Origin of the sequence: Bifidobacterium sp. ESL0764 (assembly GCF_029395515.1) — a bacterium.
In the GTDB taxonomy this organism is placed as follows: domain Bacteria; phylum Actinomycetota; class Actinomycetes; order Actinomycetales; family Bifidobacteriaceae; genus Bifidobacterium.
In genome coordinates this window covers 1,480,439-1,502,743 of record NZ_CP113919.1, presented here as the reverse complement: position 1 = coordinate 1,502,743, position 22,305 = coordinate 1,480,439, and the positions used below count along the sequence as shown (strand labels likewise).

The window sequence follows — 22,305 nt, the reverse complement described above, 5'->3', positions numbered from 1 at the left end:
TATGGCGCAACCGTGGATGTAAGTCGTCGTCGGCTATCGAGACGGATGCGGCGCGTGGCCGGCGTTTGCCTATTTGTCGCGCTCCAGTAGGAGATGCTCGGCATTGTAGAACGCGAGGCCGAGCAGCACCCGGTCGTCGATGGCCTCGGTGTCGAGCCCGAATTGCCAGATGTGGCCTTGGACCGCTTGCATGCGCCATACCCCTTGAGCGAACCACCAGATTGCCTGACGGTAGTCGTCTTCGACTCGGCGGTATATCTCGCCGTGCGGTGCGGTGTATTCCAAGGCGTAGCCGCCGTGCCTGCGCAAGACGCACACCTTGCCCCGCTCGCGCCGCCCCACGCTGTAGAGCGAGGGGCTCACGTGTCTGGTGATAATCGCCGGCAGTTGCCATGGCCTGCCGTATCCCCGGCATCCCGGGTCTTCGGTACAGAAGTCATGAAGGTCGTCCAGTTCTTTTTTGCGTTCGGATGTGGGCCGGTCTCGCCAAAACAACAAATTGTCGGTCTCATCGAATTTTTGAGCGAGCCATAGGGCCGCTTCCTGCGGGGTGGTCAGCCGCGCTTCAAAGTCGAGAACGTAACTGCGTTCGATGCCGGCTGAATATACGGAATAACCGCCGCGCGTCGCCACGAATCCGTAGGCCTCGCCCCGGTTCTTCCAGCAGGTGATGCCTTTGAACCAACAGGCGTCTTCGGGGTATTCGTGGTCTCCGACGCCGGGAACGTGGAGGAACACCACGTCCTCACATCCCTCATCGATGTTCAGTCGTGCGCCATACTGGTCGCAGACCAGCTGCAGGAGCTTTTGCAGGTGCTGCAGCCGCTTGATTCCGGTTTCGTCGATTCTGTCGAGGCCTTTGGGATCTTTCAATATCTCCTCGGTCACTCCCTGGCCTAGTCGGGTCGTGATTTGAAGCCCGTATTCCTCAGCCATCCTCTGCTCTCTTCCGTGGTTGTCGCCTACGCATTTGTCAACCATTCTATCCATTTTGGCAACTGTCTCTTCTGAATCATCCTCGAGAATGATTTGCAGGATGCTATCTGCTTGGTGACGGTGATAATTCATTCCTGAGCACGATGGGGGAGACGGACGGATTCTTTTAGTATTTGAGGTAACAGACAAGCAATGACCTCAACAAAGGAGTCCACATGAACCCCAGCAATTTCTACGGCGGCAACGCACGCAACGATTTTCGCAGCATTATCAATCCGAACGCAGGCGGCAATGGTAACGTGAATACGAACGCCGGCAATCTCGGCGCCGACGCCAATAACGCCATTACGGCGCCCTCGTTCATTCCGCCGCAGCCTGGGCAGCTTCAACCGCAGCCCCATCAACGTAAGGAATTCGCGGTGGAGGCCATCGATTTGATTAAGGACTACGGCAAGGGCGAGAACGCGGTACACGCGTTGCGCAATGTCAACGTCGGCTTCGAGCAAGGCAAGTTCACCGCGATTATGGGGCCTTCCGGCTCCGGCAAATCGACCATGATGCATACGCTCGCCGGCCTCGATTCGGTGACCAGCGGCCGCGTCGTCCTCGGCGGACAGGATATCACGAAGATGAACGACAACCAGCTCACCATGCTGCGTCGCACCAAGATCGGCTTCATTTTCCAGTCCTTCAACCTGCTGCCGATGTTTACCGCCGAACAGAACATCGTCATGCCCCTGACGCTGGCCGGTGCCAAGGTCGACAAGCAGTGGTTCGCCACGCTGGTCGAAACCCTTGGCCTGACGCAACGTCTCAAGCACCGCCCGAACGAGCTTTCCGGCGGCCAGCAGCAGCGCGTCGCCATCGCCCGCGCCCTGATTTCCAAGCCGCAGGTCGTCTTCGCCGACGAGCCGACCGGCAACCTCGACTCCGTCTCCAGCGCCGAAGTGCTGAGTTTCCTCAAGCGCAGTGTGCGCGAGTTCGGACAGACCGTGGTCATGGTCACCCACGACGCGGTGGCCGCCTCCTACGCCGACCGCGCCATCGTTTTCGCCGACGGGCGGATCGTGGCCGACGAACCGCACCCCACCGCCGAACACATGAGCCAGCTGCTGATGGAGGAGAGCGAACGCGCCGCCCGACAGGGTGCGATGCCCACGATGAGCCAGCTGATGGATGGCAAGCCCAGGCACGCGCGGGCTTCGCGATGAAGCGAAACGTATCCCATCAGGCAACCATACCTGCAGCAGACTAAGGAACCAACAATGTTTTCGGTAACACTCAAACTGATGAAAAAGAGCGGGAAGATGCTCATCCCCGCCGGCATCGCCATCCTGATCGGCACGGCCTTCATCGCCGCGACCTTCCTGTTCGGCAACGCGATGGACGATTCGCTGCGCACGCAGATGACCTCGCGCTTCATGCAGGCCGACTACGTGGCGTTGATGGATAATTCGAATGAGGCTGACAGCAACACCTCGGGCGATGACGCGTCGCCGACCGTCCAGGCCTTGAAGATGGACGAGGTCAAGAAGGTCGATGGCGTCACCGGCGTGCAACCACTGGTCTACGGCGACGGACACGTCAAGAAGGGCGACACGACGACCACCACCATGTACAGCCTGGGCTCCAGCAATACCAGGCTTCAGCCGGTCGAGGTGGTCAAAGGCCATAGCCCGACAAAGGCCGTCGAAGCCGCCTTACCCGAAACCATGGCTGACAAGCTGCACCTGAAGATCGGGGACACGGTGAAACTCACCCTTTCGATCTACGATTCCAGCAATGCTCCAATCGTCAAGGCGAAGTTGGTCGGCCTTACCCACGACCAAAACGGCAGCTACACCGTGTACGGCGGAGCGACATTGGTCTCCCCGCAGGCGCTGGCGGATCTCTATCATGTCGATTCCTTCAACGACGTTCCTTCCAACGGCCTGCTGGTCAACGTGGATCCGTCCAAATCGGCCACGGCCATCCCGCAGATCAAGCAGATCCTCGGTAAGAAGATGACCGTCGATACCCGTCAACATATCGGCGACCAGGAAATACAATCGCTGAGTTCCAACGGCAGCTCGCCGGTGAAGATCTTCCTGATGGTATTCGCCATCCTCGCCATGTTCGTGGCGGCCCTGGTCATCGCCAACACCTTCCAGGTCTTGATCGCCCAACGTCGCCGCACGCTCGCCCTGCTGCGCACCATCGGCGCGAAGAAGGGCCAGCTTTATCGTTCCGTGCTTTTCGAGGCCGGCACCTTGGGACTCATCGCTTCGGCGCTGGGAATTGTGGTCGCCATAGGCCTTATGGCAGTGATGACCAAGGTCGGTATGTCGTTGGGCGACCAGGGCGACAGGATGAAGCTCGTTATCTCCTGGCCGGTCATCGTCGTGCCGCTGGTCTTCGGCATCGTCATGACCGTGCTCGCCTCCATCGGCTCCGCGCGTTCCGCGACCTCCGTGACGCCGCTCGAGGCATTGCGTCCGCTGGAAATCACGGATACGCGCAAAGCCGGACGGGTGCGTGGCATCCTCGGCAGCCTGATGATCATCCTGGGCGTCGTCTGCTGTGCGCTCGGCGCCAGCAAGATTCCTGAGGTGTTGACCCACACGGCCCGCAACGGCAACGACACCACTTACGAATTCGCATTGCTCTCCGCCGTGGGCGGCTGCGCGTTGCTCTTCATCGGCCTGGCCCTCACCGCCACCTTCTGGTTGCCGGTGCTGATGCGCGGCATCGGAGCGTTGGTGGCCCACGTCGGTCCGGCCGCCAAGATCGCCGACGGCAACATCCAGAAGAACCCGCGTCGTGTCGCCGCCACCGGAGTGGCCCTCCTGATCGGCGTCACCCTCGTCTCCACCATCGCCACCGGTGCGGCCTGCGGCAAACAGACCATGGATTCCACACTTGACGCGCGCTACAGCGTCGATATGGTGGCCGAAGGCAACGGCCTGAGCCAACATGCGGCCGACAAAGTGGCTAAGCTCAAGGGCATTTCGGGCACGTTCTACGCGCCTACTGCCACGGCGAGTATCGAAAGTACGGGATCGGAGCGCAAGCTCAGTGCCCTACTGGTCGGCGTCAACGACAAGCAGGCCTTGCAAAAGGTGATGCACGCCGACCTTTCCGGAGTCGCCATCACCCCGGGCACGGCGCTCGCTCCGCTCTACAACGCCCAAACCGGCAAGAAAGTGCACTTTACCAATAACACGGTCCATTTCATCGATGTCGGCCAGAACGGCTCGAACAACGATGTCGAACTTCCTGCGATGAAGGTCAAGCAGGTCGATTACCGCAAGCTCACCAGCATGTATTCCATGGTCGTTTTCGTCGACCAGTCGGTGCTTGCCGGCAATGGGGTCAAGAGTGATGGGCATATGCTGCTCACCAAGTTCGACATGAACGCGGCGAGCGTCAGCGACACCTTCGCGGCGGTGCAGGACGCGTTGGGCTCCACCGATGGCGTCAACATCACCGGTCCGATCGCCGAACGCGTCATGTGGGATACGCAGATCGACACCATCATGAGGGTGCTGGTCGCTCTGCTCGCCGTCGCCGTGCTCATCGCGCTGATCGGCGTGGCCAACACGCTGAGCCTTTCGGTGATCGAACGCACCCGCGAATCGGCCACCCTGCGCGCCATCGGCATGACGCGCGGCCAGCTGCGGCGTTCCCTGGCCTGCGAGTCGTTGCTGATCGCGCTGGTCTCGGGTGTGGTCGGCGTCGTCCTGGGCACCGCCTTCGGCTGGCTGGGCTCCTACATGGTCTTTACCCTCTACGGCAAGACGGCCTACCTCTTCGACTGGAAGTTCAACGGCATCGTCCTGCTGATCGCCGCCCTCGCCGCGTTGGCTTCGAGTATCCTGCCGGCCAGACGTGCGGTGAAGACCCCGCCGGTCGAGGCGCTCGCCGAGGCGTAGCATGGGGCAAGCCGCCATCTGAAGTGGTGAATCGAATAAAGGTCCTGTTGATCTCTCAGATAAGGGAGATGAACAGGACCTTTGTGTTGCCTTATAGCCGGAAAATCGCGCCTATACCAACCCATTGTCGTAGGCGAAGACGACGGCCTGCACCCGGTCGCGCGAGTAGGTTTTCTGCAGGATGTGGGCGACGTGGGTCTTGACGGTCGGCAGGCTGATACACAGCTTGTCGGCGATTTCCTGGTTCGAGAGGCCGTGCGCGATTTCGACCAGGACCTCGCGCTCGCGGTCGGTCAACGTCTCGACCGCCGGGTCATGATATGACGCGGCGTCGTGAGATCCGTCGCCGTTGCCGGCGTCTGTGGATTGCCGGTTTCCAGTGTTGCCCGGGCCGTTTGCGGATGGAGTTTCGTCATTGGCACGTGTGCCGCTATCCGCATCGGCGGTTGTGGAATCCGATATGCGGCGCCTCATGGAATCGACTGCCGTTCCGCCTTCCGATTGGGCTTCACGCGCGGCAATTCGGGTGGCACCGAGCTTGCCTTCCACCATCTTCTCGATGAGTCGCTTGGTGGCGGTGGGGGCGATGATGGCGTTGCCCTGATAGACCGTGCGAATCGAGGAGAGCAGGGTCTCCGGTTCGGTGTCCTTCAGCAGGAACCCGGAGGCTCCGGCGTCGATGGCGCTCATCACGTATTCGTCGAGGTCAAAAGTCGTCAAGATGATGACGTGGGTTTTCGCTACGTCGTTGCCCGATTCGCGCTCGGCGTTGATGATGAGTCTGGTTGCCTCGATGCCGTCGGTGCCGGGCATACGCACATCCATCAAGACCACATCCGGTTTGAGATCGAGCGCGAGAGACACCGCCTCGGCGCCGTTGGAAGCCTGCCCGATCACCTGCATGTCGTCCTGTGAATCGATGACCATCGCGAAACCCGCTCTCACCAGCTCCTGATCGTCGGCGATAAGGACTCGGATAGGCTGCGTTTCACTCATGCCTTCCACTCTAGCAAACCGCTGCGGCAACGCGCATGTTTTGCATATCCATAGCGGGAAAGTGTGTTCCGGCTTCGCTTGAGTGCACTTTTTGACCTGACGTGTGCAAGAAGTGCGTTTGAGCAAAGGTAAAGTGCACTTTTTGACCTGACGTGTGCAAGAAGTGCGTTTGAGCAAAGGTAAAGTGCACTTTTCGACCTGACGTGTGCAAGAAGTGCGTTTGAGCAAAGGTAAAGTGCACTTTTCGACCTGACGTGTGCAAGAAGTGCGTTTCAGCCATGCTAAAGTGCACTTTTCTCACATGAGGATGTTGAATGCGTGACGTGCGCTTCAACGGTCGGCGTCGGTGCTGTGTCCCTCGCTAGTCATGCGTTCGGGCGCGGTGACGGCCACCGGATGCAGCAGCGGTTGGGAGGCGGCGGGGTTGTCGTCGCTGCCGCCGGTCTCACGCAGCACGCGCAGCAGCGATCGCATGTGGGCCAGTGACTCACGCCCTTGTTCGCCGATGGAGCGGAACGCCTCGATGATGGCCTGCGGCGAGGTGGAAACGCCTGCCGCCGCATCCCGGTCGAGCATGGCGATGCCCGCGTCGGCCTTGTCGATGACCCCGGTCAACGTTTCGCTGACCTCGCCGCGGATCTGGGCCCCGATGCGCTCGCGTTCGTGGTTGGCCGCCGCGATCTGTTTCCGTTTCGATTCCGCTTCCAACGCCTGGTGCCGGGCCTCGAGCACCATCATGTTCGTTCCGCTCGCGCGCGTCCACAACGCCGCGGTGATGGCCATGGCACATATGGCCAGCGCGATGATGACGAACATGGCGATTTCAAAGGGATAGCTTCCGCGGTTGCCGTAGACCGCGTACCGTTGCCGGTTCGTCACCCAATCCACCAGTGTCGGATAGCCGACGAACGATCCGCTGAACCGGATGCCGAATACCGCCGATCCTACAACCGCGGCCAGACCGGCCCAACGGCGGGAATGCCCTTTGCCATAAAGACATACCGAATACAGGGATATCGGGGCGTAGAGCACGACGACCGGTATATCCGCGCAGAAGATCAACGAGACCATTGCTGCGGCGACCATGAGTGCGGCGGCGCATTGGGGGAGCCGGCGTCGCAAGGCCAGGGCGGTGAACCCGGCAAGATCGATGGCGAAATCGACTATTTGCAGCTGAGGCGTCGACGCCCGTTCAGTGGTGCCGAAGACCATGGTATAGCCGACGTTTGCGCCTCCGTATCGGAACGTGATGAGGCCTGACGGGGCGGCGAGCAACAGCAAAACGGCCGCGAGGATGATGTCGGCGAGCAGATAGTGGTGTGCGAAGAAGCGTGAGATGCGTTCCACCCAATTGAGGTCTGCGTGTTCGGTTGCACCATTGCCGGTGCCGCTGCCGTTACGCGGTTCGTCGGCAGAGTAGAGGCGGCGTGAGAGCGAAGAGAACCGTTGAAATATGCTTGCGTGCCGGGATTCGGGATCCGGTTCGTCTTCTATGAGTTCGGGATAACGGGCGTCGGACGATGGTCTAGGAAGCGATGCCGTGCTGTTCGTTGACTGGGTGTATCTGCCGGTCTGGTCGGTGACGTCTGGAGAAGAGACGGGCGTATCGGTATTTTCGTACGGAAAGGCATCGGCATTTTCGGTTGCCCTGCGTTCGATGGCGTCGAGGTTCTGATGGCGATTGCCGTTGTCGTCTTCGCTGTCGTGATGATTCGCGTTTTTATCGCTATTTCGGTGGGAGCCACCGCTCCCGCCTAACGCAATGCGCACCTCGACGGCGAACCCGCCGCCTATTCTGGGCCCGGCCTGCATTCGTCCGCCTGCAGCCTCGACGCGTTCGCGCATGCCGGTCAGCCCGATGCCCGGCCGATGCCCGTCCATCGCCGCGGCCGCCCCGTTGCCGTTGTCCTCTATGGCAAGTCGCAGCGTTGTGTCGTCCCATATTTCCCTCACCGTGACCTCCACGCCTTTGCCGGCGTATTTGCGGGCGTTGGTCAACGCTTCCTGCACGGCATGGTAGATGGCGGATTGCGCCTTGCCGCCGAGAAGCTGCGGCTTGGCTTCGCCTTCTACGATCCGCTTCACCGAGCCGCCCGTGGCGTGTGCGGTGGCATCGGCCTGGGCGGCCAGCGCGGCGATGTCAGCATAGCCGAGGTGCGGGGCACCGCCGAAGGTGCTGAGCAGATCCGACATGTCGCGTTGGGCCTTGTGCGATTCGTGCCTGATCGTCTCCATGATCGCCCTTGCCTTGGCCGGGTCATGGGCCCCGGCGTAGCGGCCGCCGTCGGATTGGACGATGATGGTGGAGAGGGTGTGGGCCACCACGTCGTGCATGTCGCGGGCGATGCGGGCGCGTTCGGCGGTACGGGCGATGTCGAGATCCTCCTGTCCGCGGGCGGCCAAGGCGATGTTGCGTTCGCGCAGCAGCCGCGCGTTGTCGAGTCTGGTGCGCGACCAGTAGCCCATGAAGCAGGCGGCGGCGAGCATGGTGACGATGCCGACGAGCATGAAGAAGACGGTTCCGGCCAAATTCCTGCTGCAGGTGGCGTTGAAGCCGGACGTGTAGACGCTTTGGCAGGAATAGTAGGTGTAGCTTGCGGTGTCGCCCGCTTGGTGAGGGTTGTGCACGGGTCCTATTTCCATGCCCCAGGTGATGATCGGCGCCGCCGCACCGCCTACGATGAAGGCCAGAACGATGAAGGCCTTGCTGTGCGACGGGTCGCCGTAGACGATCACCGAATACAGCATCACCACGGCGAGGGTGTCGCCGAAGACGTAGCCCGGCCCGCAGAGCAGCTGCAGGACGGCAAGACCCGCGAATGCCAGGGCCGCGACCTGCGGATAACGGCGACGGAAGATGACCGGCACGATCAGCGCGCACGACCATGCGAACTGCCAGCCCTCGCTATAGCTGACCCACAGCCCGCCTTCGTCGGTGGTGGTGCTGATAAGCGCGAAAAACAGCGCGACGAGCGCCAGAAGCGCGTCTCCCGCCATCTGGTTGCGCGCAAGCCACGCCCCGAACCGCCGTAATGTCGTCATGCCTCAAGCGTATCGCTTCGGCGGCATCGCGGCTATCGTGCGCAGGGATGAGAAGGCGTGGGCTGCGAGGCGTCGCCATCGCCGTCGATGTAAAGGCAAAGGGCAACCAGCCTGTCCCTCGTTCGTGTTCCGTGTTCCGGCAGTATATCTTTCATATGCCGGTTTGCTCTCTTGCGGGACTTGTCGTTGCCATGTCACGTAGTGGAAACGATTTGACCTATATGTTCCATGCACTATTACACTGTTAATCAACACATTCGTCGGTTGTCGAAGTTGGGGAGACGAACATGACACTGTTGGCCAAATACTATGTACCTGGGCTCGCCGTTGAGGACCATTCCATAAAAGTACCGCTCGATTGGCGCGACAGTGATCCGGGCAAGGGGTTCGCCGGAGAATCATTGAGCCTGTTCTACCGGGTGGTCACCGCCCCCGAGCATGTCCACGACGATCTGCCGCTGCTGGTCTTCCTTCAGGGTGGGCCCGGAGGTGCCGGACCGCGCCCGCTCAATCCGTCGAGCGACGGTTGGATCGCCGAGGCGATCAAGCATTTCCGCATCGTCCTGCCCGACCAGCGGGGCACCGGCCGTTCCTCCTGCGTCGATTCCAATGTGATGGGCAATATCGAAGGCGCCCATCGTCAGGCCGAATATCTCAAGGCCTTCCTGGCCGGTTCCATCGTGCGTGATTTTGAGCATCTGCGCCGTACGGAATTCGGCGGCAGAAAATGGGTGACGCTCGGGCAGAGCTATGGCGGGTTCCTGACGCTGGCCTACCTTTCCCTGTATCCCGAAGGTCTGAGCGCGAGCTTTACGATGGGCGGCATCCCGCATATCCCGGCCAACGCCCGCGAAGTCTACGAACACACTTTCCCGAGAATGGTGCAAAAGACCCATCTTTATTATCGGCGTTACCCCCAGGACGTCGACCGTGTGGCCGCGGTCGCCGACAAACTCTCCGCGCGCAAAGGGAAGGCGGCCATCACCTTGCCCAACGGTGATCCGCTGAGTGTCGAACGCCTGCAGACTCTGGGCAGAGATTTCGGCATGCAGCCCGGCCCCGAGCGACTGCACTGGCTGATGGATACCGCCTTTACCGCCGGTGATGACTCGGCCAAAAGCCGTTCCCCGCTTTCCGACCGGTTCCTCGAATCCGTGATGGAGACCACGTCGTCGAACGCCTTGTATTGGCCGCTGCAGGAGTTCATCTACGCCGACGGCGAGCTTGAAGAGCCCATCGGCTGGGCGGCCCAGCAGGTGCGCGACGAGCATCCTGAATTCGACGCCCGCCATCGTCCGCTGCTGTTCACCGGAGAGGCGGTGTTCCCCTGGATGTTCGAGCAGGAAAAGGCCTTGCGCCCGTTCAAGGCGGCGGTCGAAGAACTGATGGGCGACACCCGTTTCGGCAAGATCTACGACACCACCCAGCTCAAGCGCAACGAGGTTCCGCTGCAGGCCGCGGTTTATTTCGACGATCTGTATGTCGATTCCGGCATGCAGCTCGACATGCTTTCGCGCGTGGGCAATTCCCACGCCTGGGTCACCAACGAATACCAGCACGACGGTCTTTTCGTCGGTCCTGACGTCTTCGACCATCTGTATCGTCAGGCGCTGGACCGCGGAGATTTGAAAGGTCTGCGTTAGATTTTGGCGCGCAAAGTGCCTGTTTCGTCCGGTATGTTGTGCACTGTGAAGAAAGAACAAGTTCATGTCGTCGGCTCGTGGTCAGTGTATCGGGCAGTTCAACGATGGATTTCAAAGGAGATTAATCATGTCAGAGGAACGCTATTCCTATCAGAAGGCGATACGGCAGTTCGTGTACATCGAGCTGCCGGTCGACACCGACCATGACGGTCGTAACGATTTGGTGAGGGCCGACATCATTCGTCCCGCCGAACTCGACGGCAAGGAGAAGATACCGGCGATCATGGACCCGAGCCCGTACTATGCCCTCTATGAGCGGCACGGGGAGAAGAACGAGTACGAGCATCCCGAGGATGTGTGGAACAGCACCCTGAGCTGCTATCCCTTTTTCTACGACAATTATTTCGTGCCGCGCGGCTATGCGGTGATTTTGCTCGCCACGGCCGGCACCTCGCTTTCGGCGGGCTTCTGCGACATCGGCGGCCCCAACGACGTTGCCAGCGCAAACGCCGTTGTTGATTGGCTCAATGGACGTGCCAAGGGCTATATGACCCGTGAGCGGCGTACTCCGGACAACGAGCTGAAGGCGTATTGGTCGAACGGGCTGGTCGGCGCGATCGGCAAGTCCTACGACGGCAGCGTCGCCAACGCTATGGCCGCCACCGGCATCGAAGGCCTGCGCACCATCGTCCCCATCTCCGCCATCAGCAGCCAATATCGCTGGTATCATCCCAATGCGGCGCTGCTCGACGGCGACGATGCGGACGGTGGCTGGTTCGAGCCTGACAACTTCGCACAGAGCCTGGAATCGACGGCCGACGGCAAGCTCCAACGCTTCAACCTCATGGGCGGGCTCGACACCTTGCGCGAAGGGTCCGACAAGGCGAGCCTCGACTACAACGCGTTCTGGGCGCAGCGCAATTACGCCAGCCATGCCAAGGATTATAAGGCGAGCGTGTTCATCGTCCATGGAGTCAATGACCTCAACGTGATGATGAACCAGGTCGAGGACTACTGGCGTGAACTCGGCGAAAACGGGGTGCCCAGGAAGATCTGGGTGCACCAATACGGCCACGACGATCCGTTCGATTTCCGCAACGACGTGTGGATGAGCACGCTTGACCGCTGGTTCGAGTACTGGCTCAAGGGTATCGACAACGGCATCATGGACGAGCCCATCGCCAGCGTCGAGGACATCGACGGCAATTGGCACGAGGGTTCCAATTGGCCCGAACCGGAGGCGAGCATGCACGTCTACCGTGTCTCGGGCGGCGAGGATCCGCGACTCGGCGAGCTGGTCGAGGCAGTCGGCGCGGATTCGGAGGCGCGCACGGGCGAGACAAGTTTGGTGGCGAGTCTCAAAGGCGGCCGAATCAATGAGCTGGTCGACGCCTATTCGTGCGACAAGGCCGATGCTCAACGGTTGCTCTACGTCTCTGCTCCATTGCAGCAGGACATGCATGTCTCCGGCCATGTCGAGGTCGAGGTGAGCGTCAAGGCGAGCGTGCCGCGCAGCAACCTCTGCGCGTCGTTGATCGAATACGGCGAAGGCACCTATATCGAGCCGGGGCCGGACACCCATGCGATGGTCGAGATCGACCAGCAGCGCACCGTCCATTGGCAGACGACTCCGCAGGACAAGGCGGTCTACAAGGTGTGGATTCCCAGGAAATCCCGGGAAATCTCCCGTGTGGTGACCCGCGGCTGGATATCCACCGACCACAGGGAGGGCTTCGACCACCACGTTCCGGCACCCCAGGACGAGTGGATCACGGTGCGTATCCCGATGCTGGCCACTGATTCGCTGATTCGCGCCGGCCATCGCATGGCGCTGATGATCTGCAACAACACCGAGCGCCTGGCGCAGGTGCCCGATTGCGATTACGAGGTGCGGCTTGATGCCATCCGTCTGCGTTTCAACGCGGTTGCCTCTCCGTGTGCCCGCTAAAGGGAAAAATCCACCTAATCGCACACTCAAATACAACAGAGGCATAAGTATCATCCTTATACTCGAGGGGAAACTCGGCGGTGGCTTCGAGGCCACCGCAACAACCCCTAATGAGGAGGAATGATGAGTGAGCAGGAGAGGTCGGATGTGAAGACGCATGGCGGACCGTCGCCTTCCGATGATGAACAAGCGGTCGCGCGCGATGCGCAGCTGATCTACATTGGCAATACAGGCACTGTTGATTTTGATTTGAATCTGCCGGTCCGTGGTGCTTCGGGGACGTCGATCTCGTGGCAGACCAGCGATTCGCGATGGATAGAGCCAGACGGCAAGGTGCACATGCCGGACTACGGCCGGGGAGACCGCAACGTCCGACTGACGGCCACGGTGACGCTCGGTTCGGCCTCGGCCACGCGCGAGTTCACCGTGAAGGTGCTCGAGAAGGCCAACGACATCAAGGTCAAGAAGGTCTATCCTGTCAAGATCAAGGCACAACGCGGGGTGAAGTATTATCTGCCGATGTTCGTGGCAGTGCTCACCGAGGATGGCAATACTGTCTCACAGCGCGTCAACTGGGATGATGGTGTAGACCATGTTTCCGACGAGCTCGGCGACAAGCAGTACACAGGTGTGATCGACGGTAGCGAGATCAAGGTGACCGGCACGGTCTCGGTCGGCGAGTCCGACCCGGTTCAGGTCGTGGACGCCACCCCGAAGCTCAACGCCGTGGATCTGAGCCACGTGCGTCTGACCGGTGACGGCTTCCTGGCCAGGAACCAGCGCAACCGCGTCGCGTTCCTCAAGACCGTGGACTGCGACCAGCTGCTCTACGAGTTCCGCAAGGCCAGCGGCTTGGATACCAAGGGCGCCGACGCGATGATCGGTTGGGACGCTCCGGACTCCAACCTGCGCGGGCATACCACCGGCCATTACCTTTCGGGGTATTCGCTGGCGTACGCCGCCACGGGCGAGCCCGAGATGAAGCGCAAGGCCGACTATCTGGTCGACGGCCTGGCCGAAGTGCAGGACGCGTTCTCCAAGCTCCCCGGATTCAAACCCGGCTTCCTTTCCGCGTACTCCGAGAAGCAGTTCGACCTCTTGGAGACCTACGCGCCGTATCCGGACATCTGGGCACCGTATTACACGTTGCATAAGATTCTGGCCGGCCTGCTCGACGCGTACCACTACACCGGCAACAAGACCGCACTCGATGTGGCCTCAAAGGTGGGCGACTGGGTCTACGATCGCCTCTCTCGCCTGCCGCACGAGCAGCTGCAGAACATGTGGAGCATGTACATCGCCGGCGAATTCGGCGGCATGAACGAATCCATGGCCAAGCTCTACGGAGTCACGGGCAAGAAGGAGCACCTCGAGGCCGCGCGCATGTTCGACAACGACCGCCTGATGGTGCCGATGCGCGAACACATCGACGCGCTGGGCGGCATGCACGGCAACCAGCACATCCCGCAGGTCATCGGCTCGGTCGAGCTCTACAAGCAGACCGGCATGAGCTATTACCTCGACCAGGCCGAATTCTTCTTCGACTCGGTGCTGGCCCACCACGCCTACGCCTTCGGCGGCGTCGGTCAGGGCGAGATGTTCCATCAGCCCGACCACATCGGCTCCCTCTTGACAGAGAACACCGCCGAGTCCTGCGCTTCATACAACCTGCTGAAGCTGGCGACGGCGCTCGAACAGTATGAGCCCAAGGCCAGCTACGGCGACTACTACGAGGACACGGTGGTCAACCACATCGCCGCCACCACCGACAAGGTGCCTCGCGGTGGCAGCATCTACTTCTTCCCCACGCAGCCAGGCGGCCACAAGGAGTTCGACGAGGAAAACAGCTGCTGCCACGGAACCGGCCTGGAATCGCACTTCTACTATGCGCAGGGCGCCTACTACGTCGGTGCGCGCGAGGGTTCGAAGAGTGCACTGTCGGTGAGGATGTACCTCAACGGCACGCTCGACGACGCCGAGGACGGCCTGGCGCTCAAGGTCGTGCTTGACGACAAGCACCCGGAGCATGTGGCCATCGACGTAAAGCGTGCCGGCTACGACCAGATTTGGCTGCGTGTGCCCGGCTGGACCCGCGGCAAGGTGCGCGTGACGGTCGACGGCAAGCGCCTGGACGAGGCCACCGTGGCAGGCATGCTGCGTAACGACGGCGCCGAGCTGGTGCTCGACGCTGAGGCGTTGGGCCGCTCCGGTTTCGACGGCGCCTCGATCAACCTTGACTTCGACCCGCACTTCCGCGTCGTGCCTACTCCGGACAAGCCCGAGATCGCGGCGGTCGCGTGGGGCCCGTACGTGCTGGCCGCGCTGAGCGACAAGACGGACTTCCTGTCGCTGCCGGTCGACTCGAAGGACGTTGACGCCGCGTTCACCCGCGAGGGCGACGGACTGACGTTCGCGCATAAGGCGACCGGAACACGCTTCGTGCCGTTGGAGCAACTGGATCAGGAATGCTACCAGATGTATATGAAGGTGTGCTGAAGGTTGCTGTAGGCCACTTCGCGGCTGGAACCGCGGGGTGGCCTGCGTTTTGGTAAGGTTCGGCGCCATCGACGACATGCCGGTGGCGCCGTTTGTTTTGGTGAATGGGGACTGCATTGCGGTTTGAAAAACAAGGTAATGGCATAACGCTTCACGGCGATGAGGGCAGCGTCTGGAGGCTCGGCAAGCCCGCCGTCATGGTGACGATGGGCGGCAGGAGCGGGGGAGCCGGCGATTTCGCGACGCTCGACTGCTCCGGCCGGTTCGAGGCCGATCCCAAGGGCACGTACGTGAAGTACGACCTGGACGTGAGGAACACGGGGGACGAGGCCGCCTGCATCGACGATTTGTCCGTCGACTTCCGGCTGGAAGATGCGGCGGCGTCCGCCACGGCAACGGGCTGCTTCGAGTCCTCGGACTGCTATCTGTTGTCCGGGCCGCAGGGCGAGGACGGGGTACGTCTGGTGATCGCGCCGTACTACACCGCGCAAGTCGAGCTGTGCGAGGCGCTCGGCGACGGCTTCGCGTACCGCTGCTATCTGTATTCGAAGGCGCGCAGGGGTTCCGCCGATTACGCGGGGTACCGCTTCGCGACCCCGACCCGTGCTTTGGACCTCAAGCCGGGCGAGACCCGTACCTTCACCTTCCTGATGGCGCAGGCCGTAAGCCAGGAAGATGTGGCCGAGTTCCTTATCCGTTTCCAGAAGACTCCGCTGGGCTTTGCCGCTGGGGCCAATGGGATGCGGATGCTGCGTCACTACATGGTCGACGACCCCAAGCGGGTGGACGTCAGTCGCGAGTTGGCCAACGGCTACCAGGCCGCGGTCATCACCGACGGGCGCCTCTCCAGCCTGACCGAGCCGCACGGCAGCATCGAGGCGATCGACCCCAAGGTTCCGTTCGGCGACATCGCCTACAGCCTCGCCGACGGCACCGAATACGCGACCTCGGGCAAGCGCGGGCGGTTCGACGACAACGGCGACCTGAAGTTCACCGACGGCCCGATCGGGGTCGGCATGGCCTTCCGCCTTCAGGGACGCACCCTGAGCTACACCCTGCGCCTGATCAACCCCGGCAGCAAGCCCGCCACCCTGACCGACCTCAACGTAAAGCTGCCGTTCAACTGCGAGATGGACTGGCAGATCGACGCCGCCCAGCGCATGATCCGCCACACGCAGGTGGCCGGCGACAACTCGTTCACCATGGCCACGCCGAGTGACGGCAAGCCGCCCTACCTGATGTGCGTGCCGCGCGACGGCGCTAGCTGGGAGTTCTTCGACCTCGAGTCCAAGCCGGACTCGGAGGGCGACGGCGCCGGCGGCTACCGCGTCCACCTGTGCGCTCAGACGGCCGCCGCCGAGGCCTCGACCCACGAGGGCGGGCGCTGGAACCTGCCGACCGGCACCATCGATCTCAAGGCCAGGCAAACCCGCGACTTCACCTTCGACTTCGTCTGGGAGCCCGACTACGAGGCGGCCCGCGCCGAGCTCGTGGCCCGCGGCAAGGTCGACATCGAGGCCGTCCCCGGTTACACCGTGCCGCGCGACCAGGAGATGCTGCTGAAGCTCGACTCTATCTACCAGCATGTCGAGCTGACGGCCCAGTACCCCGACCAGACCGCGATTCGCAAGGTCAGCGAGCAAGAGCTCGGCGTGTGCGCCGATGGCTCCGGTCGCAAGACCTACCGCACCATCTACGCGGTGGGCATGGCGCACCTGGGCGAGAACCTGCTGACGGTGCACTACGGCGACGGCCGGGTCGGCTGGCTGCAGGCTTTCTCCACGCTTCCGGTCGGCGAGCTGATCGAGGAGCGCGCCAACTACATCACCTCGCTGCAGAACCATGACGACTCCAAATGGTACCGGGGCCTGTTCCAGGAGCGCAACACGCGCACCGGCGTGGTACTCAACCCCGACCAGTACGACCAGATCTCCGGCTGGCGCATCTACGAGGTCACCTGTGACGACCCGGGCCTTTCCAAGCCCGCCTTCCTCTCGGCGAAGAACGCCGTGAGTCCCGACCGCGAGCAGGTCGAGGCGCTCGATGAGTACTTGGAACATTTCGTGTGGGGCGGCCTGCAGCGTCGGGACACCGACGACTATCCGTACGGCGTCTATGGGGTGCCCGACTGGAAGACGCTGCGCGACCAGCGCAACCTCACCAACGGCGAGCACGCGCATATCTGGCGTCTGTGGGACTATCCGCATGTGGCGCAGACATGGTTCGGCATGTACCAGGTGGCCAAGCGCCACCCCGACTGGACCGCCCTGAACGCCGACGAGTACCTGAAGCGCGCATGGGGCACGTTCATCGCCATGTACCGTTACCCGGACGAGCTGGACTACCGCTATGACGGCGAGCTCGACAACCGTTCGCCCTACAAGACCGGATATTACAACGAGGTCATCATCTCCGAGGTCATCGCCGCGCTGCGCGCCGAGGGCCAGATGGCCAGGGCCAGTCAGCTTGAGGAGTTCTGGAACCACAAGGCCGATTTCCTGATCCGCCAGGGCAAGAACCTCTTCGGCTCGGAGTACGCCTTCGACACCACCGGCTTCGAGTCCACGCAGGCCGTGGTCGACTGGGGCCGCACCCACGCGATGTCCACGTGGAACAGCGACCGCCGCAGCGTGCTGTCGTACCGCCGCCGCGACGTCGAGCGTTTCGACGACTACCAGCGCGCCTGCAACATCGCCTGCCGCGGCTGGCTGGAGAACGGCTACTTCATCACCGGCTCCGACATCCGCAACGACGTGGCGCAATACACCTTGAGCTACATGTCGCAGATGGGCGGCTGGTCGCTGCTCGAGGACGCGCTCTACGCCGACGGCTCGCCGTTCGCCCTGCTGCGCCTGGCCTCCGCCTCCCTGATGAGCTCGTGGGCCCTGGAGAACGCGGGCGACGAGCAGAGCGACTACGGCTACTGGTTTGGCGGCAAGGCCAACCAGGGCGCCTCGAGCGGCGGCTACGAGCCGACGCCCTACACCACCACGTGGCTGGGGCAGCCCTCGTACCGCGGCGTGTGGCAGTATGGCTGCGAGATCGATCTCGGCTACTGCGGCTATCTGCGCGGCGCCGCGATGATCGTGGCCGACGATCCGGTGTTCGGCTGGATCGTCTATGGCGGCAGGCGTGACGGCCAGGACGCGGCCGATGGCGCGATGCACCTGACCCCGGCCGACGGCGTGGGCCGCCGCTTCCACATCGTGGCCTCCGAGAGCAAGCGCCTGAACGTCACACTCGACGGCGCCCGCTACACGCAGGCCACCGTTTCGAAGGATGCCGAGGGCCGCACTCACGTCGCGCTCGAGGTCACCGACTGCGCCGACGGCGCGAGGGCGCACGTCTCGACCTTCGACGGTACCGGCATCACCATCGGCGGCCACAACGGTGCCGATCTGAACCTGCCCGTCCATGACGGCATGTTGAAGTTGGTCGTCGGCTGAGTGTTCGGAGTTGACGGCAGGTGGCTGTGCGGAACGTATCAGAGTGCGTTCCATGCAGCCACCTGCCGTATGGGTGTATGAGAGCGCGGAGTTCGTGCCCTCATACACGCTCAGTGGTTGTTGAAATGCCGCTTGGTAAAACTGGCCCGGTAGCGTGTGGGGGTCATGCCGACGTGTTGTTTGAAGACCCGCATGAAGTATTTGGCGTCGTTGTAGCCGATGTTCTCGGCGATCTCCTGGATGTCCAGCGAGGTGGAGAGCAGGAGGTTTTTGGCGTGGTCAAGCCTGATGTCGGTGATATGCGCCGTGATCGTCACGCCGAAATGCTGCTTATAGATGGTCGATAGATAACTGGCCGAATAGTTGAAGCGCTGGGCGATCTGGTTGACGCTGATGCTCTCGAATGCGTTCATGCGAATCCATTCCTGTATTTCCTGCAGGCCTTGTTTGCTGCCAGTTTCGTCCATCGGCTGGTCGGCTTGGCAGGCTGATGAGATCTCATACAGGATGCATGTGGCGAAGCAGGTGCAATACCTGCTGGCGGAGGGATAGGACATCTGGTAGATATCGAGCAGCTGATCGAACATGATGGTTAGCCGGTCGGTGTTGGACGGGGTGTCGTAAAACGGAATCGAAAGTGGCTCGCATGTCGCTGCCATGTTGTGTTGCTGTTGGACTGGCTCAGGGCTTTGGGGGTTGGGTCTTTCGGCTTTCGGCCTCTGTTCGAAGGCCTCGCCGCCGTCAGGCAGAGGCGTCGGCTGCCCTGTGAACTCCCCGCATCGCCATTCGGGCAGACGGAAATGCATCCAGAAGAATTCCAGCGGGTCAATGAGATGGCTGTCGCCTTGGTGTGTGGTCTCGGGCGGAATGAGAATGAACTCTCCGCGGCCGATGCTGAAGGAACGGTCGCCGACCCGTAGCGGCAGTGTGCCGCGACGCACGAAAATCAGCTCGAAACTGTGCAATGTCCGTTGTTCGTGGATCCAGCCCGGGGTCCCGATAAACTGCCCGCACGATTCGAAACGCATGGATGGCTCTTCGGTGGGAATGAGGATTCGGGTTGTGCTCGACACTTCGTTATGCATGGGTGACTTATTCATCGTTCCGATTATAGGTGGAAATAATTTCGGAGATAGTCAATTTCTCAGATTTAATGGATAATTCTTTGATAATAATATAACTTAGCAATGCTTATCATGCAATGTATTCGAATCCGCCAATCATCATGAACGAAAAACAATGATTGTCCACTCGTGCTGGTCATGTGGTTTCCTATATTGTCACCAAGGGGAGGAAACTGCCCCGGCAACGAAGCGTAAAAGGAGCATCGCATGGTTGATTGCGATAGGAACGTGCACAGCCACCCATTGGGGATCGGCAACGTAAAAGTCACCGACCGGTTCTGGTCGTCGGAACAGGAACTCGTGCGTACCAGCATGATTCCTTTCCAGTGGGAGACTCTCAATGATCGGGTGCCCGAGGCGACACCCAGCTATGCCATGCACAATTTCAAGGCGGCGGCGCGCCAGAACGAGCGCAGGGCACAGAGCGAATCCCAGGGCAAGGCATTCGAGCCCCCGAAGTTCACCAACCGTGGCTTCGATGTGTTGCCAAAAGATCCGAGAAAGCCCGACCCCGACAAGTTCTATGGCTTCGTCTTCCAGGATTCCGATCTGTGGAAATGGATTGAGGGGGCGGCCTACTCGCTGGTCCAGCATCCCGACGCCAAGCTCGAGGAGACGGTCGACAGCGCGATCGACATCGTCTGCAAAGCGCAGCTTGACAACGGCTACCTCGATACCTATTACATTCTCAACGGCATGGACCGGCATTTCACCGACCTCAAGGACTACCACGAGCTGTACTGCATGGGTCACTTGATCGAGGCGGCCGTCGCCTATTACCAGAGCACTGGCAAGGACAAGCTGCTCAAGGCAGCCGAGCGTTACGCCGATTACGTTTACGAGACGTTCGGTCCCGGCGAGCATCAGAGGCATGGCTACCCCGGTCATGAAATCGCCGAGATGGCGCTGGTGCGGCTCTACGAGGCCACAGGGGTGAGAAAATACCTCGATCTGGCCACCTATTTCGTCCGTGAGCGCGGCACCAAGCCGCTCTATTTCGAGCAGGAGGACCGTGAGCGCGCGGCCTACGAGGGCAAGCCCGTCGAGCCTGACGACAGCAAGCCGATGCCATACGCCTACTACCAGGCCCATGAGCCGGTCGTCGAGCAGGACGAGGCCGTGGGACACGCCGTGCGCGCCGGATATTTCTATTCCGGTGTGGCCGATGTCGCCAGACTGACCGGCGACAAGGACCTCAATGCCGCCGTTCGTAGGCTGTGGCGCAACATCGTCGACAAGAAGCTCTATATCACCGGCGGCGTCGGCGGCACCGTCGACGGCGAGGCGTTCTCGTACAACTACGACCTGCCCAACGATCTGGCCTACTCCGAGACCTGCGCGTCCGTCGCACTGGCGCTTTTCGCCCGGCGGATGCTCGAGCTTGAGCCGAAAGGGGAGTACGCCGACGTCATGGAAATGGCGCTGTACAACACGGTGCTCGCCGGCATGGCGCTGGACGGCAAGAGCTTCTTCTACGTCAATCCGCTGGAGGTGCGTCCCGACAACGCCCATCATCACGACAGCCGTTTCAGCCATGTCAAGGACGTGCGTCGCAAATGGTTCGGCTGCGCCTGCTGCCCGCCGAACATCGCGCGTACCGTGGAATCGATCCAGCAGAATGCCTATGGGTTGAGCGACGACGGTTCGACGCTGTTCGTCCACCTCTATGTGGGCTGCGAGGGCACGGCGGAGCTGGCCGGTGTGCCCGTCGGCTTCGAGGTCGAGGCCGGGCTGCCGTGGAGTGGCAAGGGCAGCCTGCGGCTCTCGCTGCCCGATGGCGCCTCATCGCTCGATGCCGCCATCGCGCTGCGCATGCCTAAGTGGGCAGGCGAAGGCGCCTCGTCGCATGTCACGGCTCCGGACGGGATGAGCCGGGAGGAACGTGACGGCTACCTGTACCTCAGCGGATCATGGCATGACGGTGATACCATTCGCTTCGACTTCCCGATGCCGGTGCGTCTCGTCGCGGCGAATCCTTTGGTCAGCGAGGATGCCGGGCAGGTGGCCATCGTCCGTGGCCCGATCACCTATTGCGCCGAAGAACGCGACAATGGCGGGCATCTGCATCGGCTGGTGGTCGATGGCCGTGGTGTCGTCGATGACCCCTCCCGTGTGAAGGTCATGCCCTGCGAGTTCAAGGCCGGCGCGAAGGGCGTCGGCGACAAGCGTGAGGGCGAGGTCGAAGAAGTGAGCCGCGACGTGGTCGAGCTTCAGGTGCCCGGTTGGCGTGAGGACTCGGAGCATGCCGAGGACGCACCGCTGTACGCGCCATGGCGTTCCGAGGCGCGCAAGCCCGTTGCGATCACGCTCATTCCCTATTTCATGTGGGCCAATCGTGGGGAGAACGAGATGCGCGTGTTCCTTCGCGTGCGCTGATTGCTTTCTCGATGGCTTATCCGGATTTGCCGGCGGAAAACGGAAATATCTCGTTTTCCGCCGGCAAAGTCGTTCTGTCTGTTGCTCGAGGCTGGCGACAATCGAAGCAAGTGGCAGGGCTGTGGCACAAGATGGAAACGACTATCGAAAACTGTCGGATGCTGGGTGCTGAGCAGTTTTCAGTCAAATTGGGGAGTCCCGTTGAAACCTCGTGGAACGTCATCGACACGTGGCAAACAATTGTCCACATTTTAGAGATTCTTTTCACTTTTCGGCACCTGTTCGCCGTCTATCCTCGTTCAATGTAGCGGCGGTGCTACCGTTTTTGGGACTCACGGCTTCGTCCGGTCCCCTCAATGAGGTAGGGATGCCGTTCTCAAAGAGAAA

The 22,305-nt window shown here is 61.4% G+C and carries 12 protein-coding genes; 8 read left to right on the top strand and 4 right to left on the bottom strand.

Features of this window, described 5'->3' with window-relative positions:
- Positions 1 to 69: 69 nt before the first annotated feature.
- A complete protein-coding gene (locus OZX71_RS05690) occupies positions 70 to 981 on the bottom strand; it encodes a hypothetical protein (RefSeq protein WP_277159647.1) in 912 nt (303 codons plus the stop codon).
- Positions 982 to 1,151: 170 nt separating this feature from the next.
- On the opposite strand from OZX71_RS05690, the gene OZX71_RS05685 reads away from it, so the two are divergent.
- Positions 1,152 to 2,147, top strand: coding sequence for an ABC transporter ATP-binding protein (locus OZX71_RS05685; RefSeq protein WP_277159646.1), 996 nt, complete (start codon positions 1,152 to 1,154; stop codon positions 2,145 to 2,147).
- Positions 2,148 to 2,201: 54 nt separating this feature from the next.
- Positions 2,202 to 4,847 (top strand): FtsX-like permease family protein, encoded by a 2,646-nt coding sequence (locus tag OZX71_RS05680; protein WP_277159645.1) that lies wholly within the window; start codon positions 2,202 to 2,204, stop codon positions 4,845 to 4,847.
- Between the two features lie 111 nt (positions 4,848 to 4,958).
- Here OZX71_RS05680 and OZX71_RS05675 read toward each other — a convergent pair whose 3' ends face one another.
- Both OZX71_RS05675 and OZX71_RS05670 read right to left on the bottom strand, forming a co-directional pair.
- Entirely contained in the window at positions 4,959 to 5,843 is an 885-nt protein-coding gene (locus OZX71_RS05675; protein WP_277159644.1) for a response regulator transcription factor, read from the bottom strand.
- A gap of 330 nt (positions 5,844 to 6,173) precedes the next feature.
- Positions 6,174 to 8,885, bottom strand: a complete 2,712-nt coding sequence (locus OZX71_RS05670; protein ID WP_277159643.1) for a histidine kinase — start codon at positions 8,883 to 8,885, stop codon at positions 6,174 to 6,176.
- A 287-nt stretch (positions 8,886 to 9,172) separates the two neighbouring features.
- Here OZX71_RS05670 and OZX71_RS05665 point away from each other — a divergent pair, with 287 nt between their 5' ends.
- The 4 genes from OZX71_RS05665 to OZX71_RS05650 all read left to right on the top strand — a co-directional run bounded on the left by OZX71_RS05665 (position 9,173) and on the right by OZX71_RS05650 (position 18,418).
- A complete protein-coding gene (locus tag OZX71_RS05665) occupies positions 9,173 to 10,528 on the top strand; it encodes an alpha/beta fold hydrolase (RefSeq protein WP_277159642.1) in 1,356 nt (451 codons plus the stop codon).
- 127 nt (positions 10,529 to 10,655) lie between these two features.
- Positions 10,656 to 12,476, top strand: coding sequence for a CocE/NonD family hydrolase (locus tag OZX71_RS05660; protein WP_277159641.1), 1,821 nt, complete (start codon positions 10,656 to 10,658; stop codon positions 12,474 to 12,476).
- Positions 12,477 to 12,596: 120 nt separating this feature from the next.
- Positions 12,597 to 14,972: a beta-L-arabinofuranosidase domain-containing protein gene (locus OZX71_RS05655; RefSeq protein WP_277159640.1), complete on the top strand. Its 2,376-nt coding sequence runs from the start codon at positions 12,597 to 12,599 to the stop codon at positions 14,970 to 14,972.
- A 116-nt stretch (positions 14,973 to 15,088) separates the two neighbouring features.
- Positions 15,089 to 18,418 carry a DUF5695 domain-containing protein gene (locus OZX71_RS05650; protein WP_277159639.1) on the top strand — a complete coding sequence of 1,110 codons (3,330 nt, stop codon included), beginning with the start codon at positions 15,089 to 15,091 and terminating at the stop codon, positions 18,416 to 18,418.
- Between the two features lie 110 nt (positions 18,419 to 18,528).
- Here the strand turns inward: OZX71_RS05650 and OZX71_RS05645 are convergent, their stop codons facing one another.
- Positions 18,529 to 19,518, bottom strand: a complete 990-nt coding sequence (locus tag OZX71_RS05645; RefSeq protein ID WP_277159638.1) for an AraC family transcriptional regulator — start codon at positions 19,516 to 19,518, stop codon at positions 18,529 to 18,531.
- Between the two features lie 231 nt (positions 19,519 to 19,749).
- On the opposite strand from OZX71_RS05645, the gene OZX71_RS05640 reads away from it, so the two are divergent.
- The gene (locus tag OZX71_RS05640) at positions 19,750 to 21,918 is read left to right on the top strand and encodes a beta-L-arabinofuranosidase domain-containing protein (RefSeq protein ID WP_277159637.1); all 2,169 of its coding nucleotides are present in this window, start codon (positions 19,750 to 19,752) and stop codon (positions 21,916 to 21,918) included.
- An 11-nt stretch (positions 21,919 to 21,929) separates the two neighbouring features.
- Positions 21,930 to 22,226 (top strand): hypothetical protein, encoded by a 297-nt coding sequence (locus OZX71_RS05635; protein WP_277146534.1) that lies wholly within the window; start codon positions 21,930 to 21,932, stop codon positions 22,224 to 22,226.
- Positions 22,227 to 22,305 lie beyond the last annotated feature (79 nt).

Bases quoted from the DNA above. Each gene is read 5' to 3' on its own strand.
- OZX71_RS05655 (WP_277159640.1), top strand. From the start codon at position 12,597: ATGATGAGTGAGCAGGAGAGGTCGGATGTGAAGACGCATGGCGGACCG.
- OZX71_RS05660 (WP_277159641.1), top strand. From the start codon at position 10,656: ATGTCAGAGGAACGCTATTCCTATCAGAAGGCGATACGGCAGTTCGTG.
- OZX71_RS05685 (WP_277159646.1), top strand. From the start codon at position 1,152: ATGAACCCCAGCAATTTCTACGGCGGCAACGCACGCAACGATTTTCGC.
- OZX71_RS05665 (WP_277159642.1), top strand. From the start codon at position 9,173: ATGACACTGTTGGCCAAATACTATGTACCTGGGCTCGCCGTTGAGGAC.
- OZX71_RS05645 (WP_277159638.1), bottom strand. From the start codon at position 19,518: ATGAATAAGTCACCCATGCATAACGAAGTGTCGAGCACAACCCGAATC.
- OZX71_RS05690 (WP_277159647.1), bottom strand. From the start codon at position 981: ATGGTTGACAAATGCGTAGGCGACAACCACGGAAGAGAGCAGAGGATG.
- OZX71_RS05640 (WP_277159637.1), top strand. From the start codon at position 19,750: ATGGTTGATTGCGATAGGAACGTGCACAGCCACCCATTGGGGATCGGC.
- OZX71_RS05675 (WP_277159644.1), bottom strand. From the start codon at position 5,843: ATGAGTGAAACGCAGCCTATCCGAGTCCTTATCGCCGACGATCAGGAG.
- OZX71_RS05680 (WP_277159645.1), top strand. From the start codon at position 2,202: ATGTTTTCGGTAACACTCAAACTGATGAAAAAGAGCGGGAAGATGCTC.
- OZX71_RS05670 (WP_277159643.1), bottom strand. From the start codon at position 8,885: ATGACGACATTACGGCGGTTCGGGGCGTGGCTTGCGCGCAACCAGATG.
- OZX71_RS05635 (WP_277146534.1), top strand. From the start codon at position 21,930: ATGGCTTATCCGGATTTGCCGGCGGAAAACGGAAATATCTCGTTTTCC.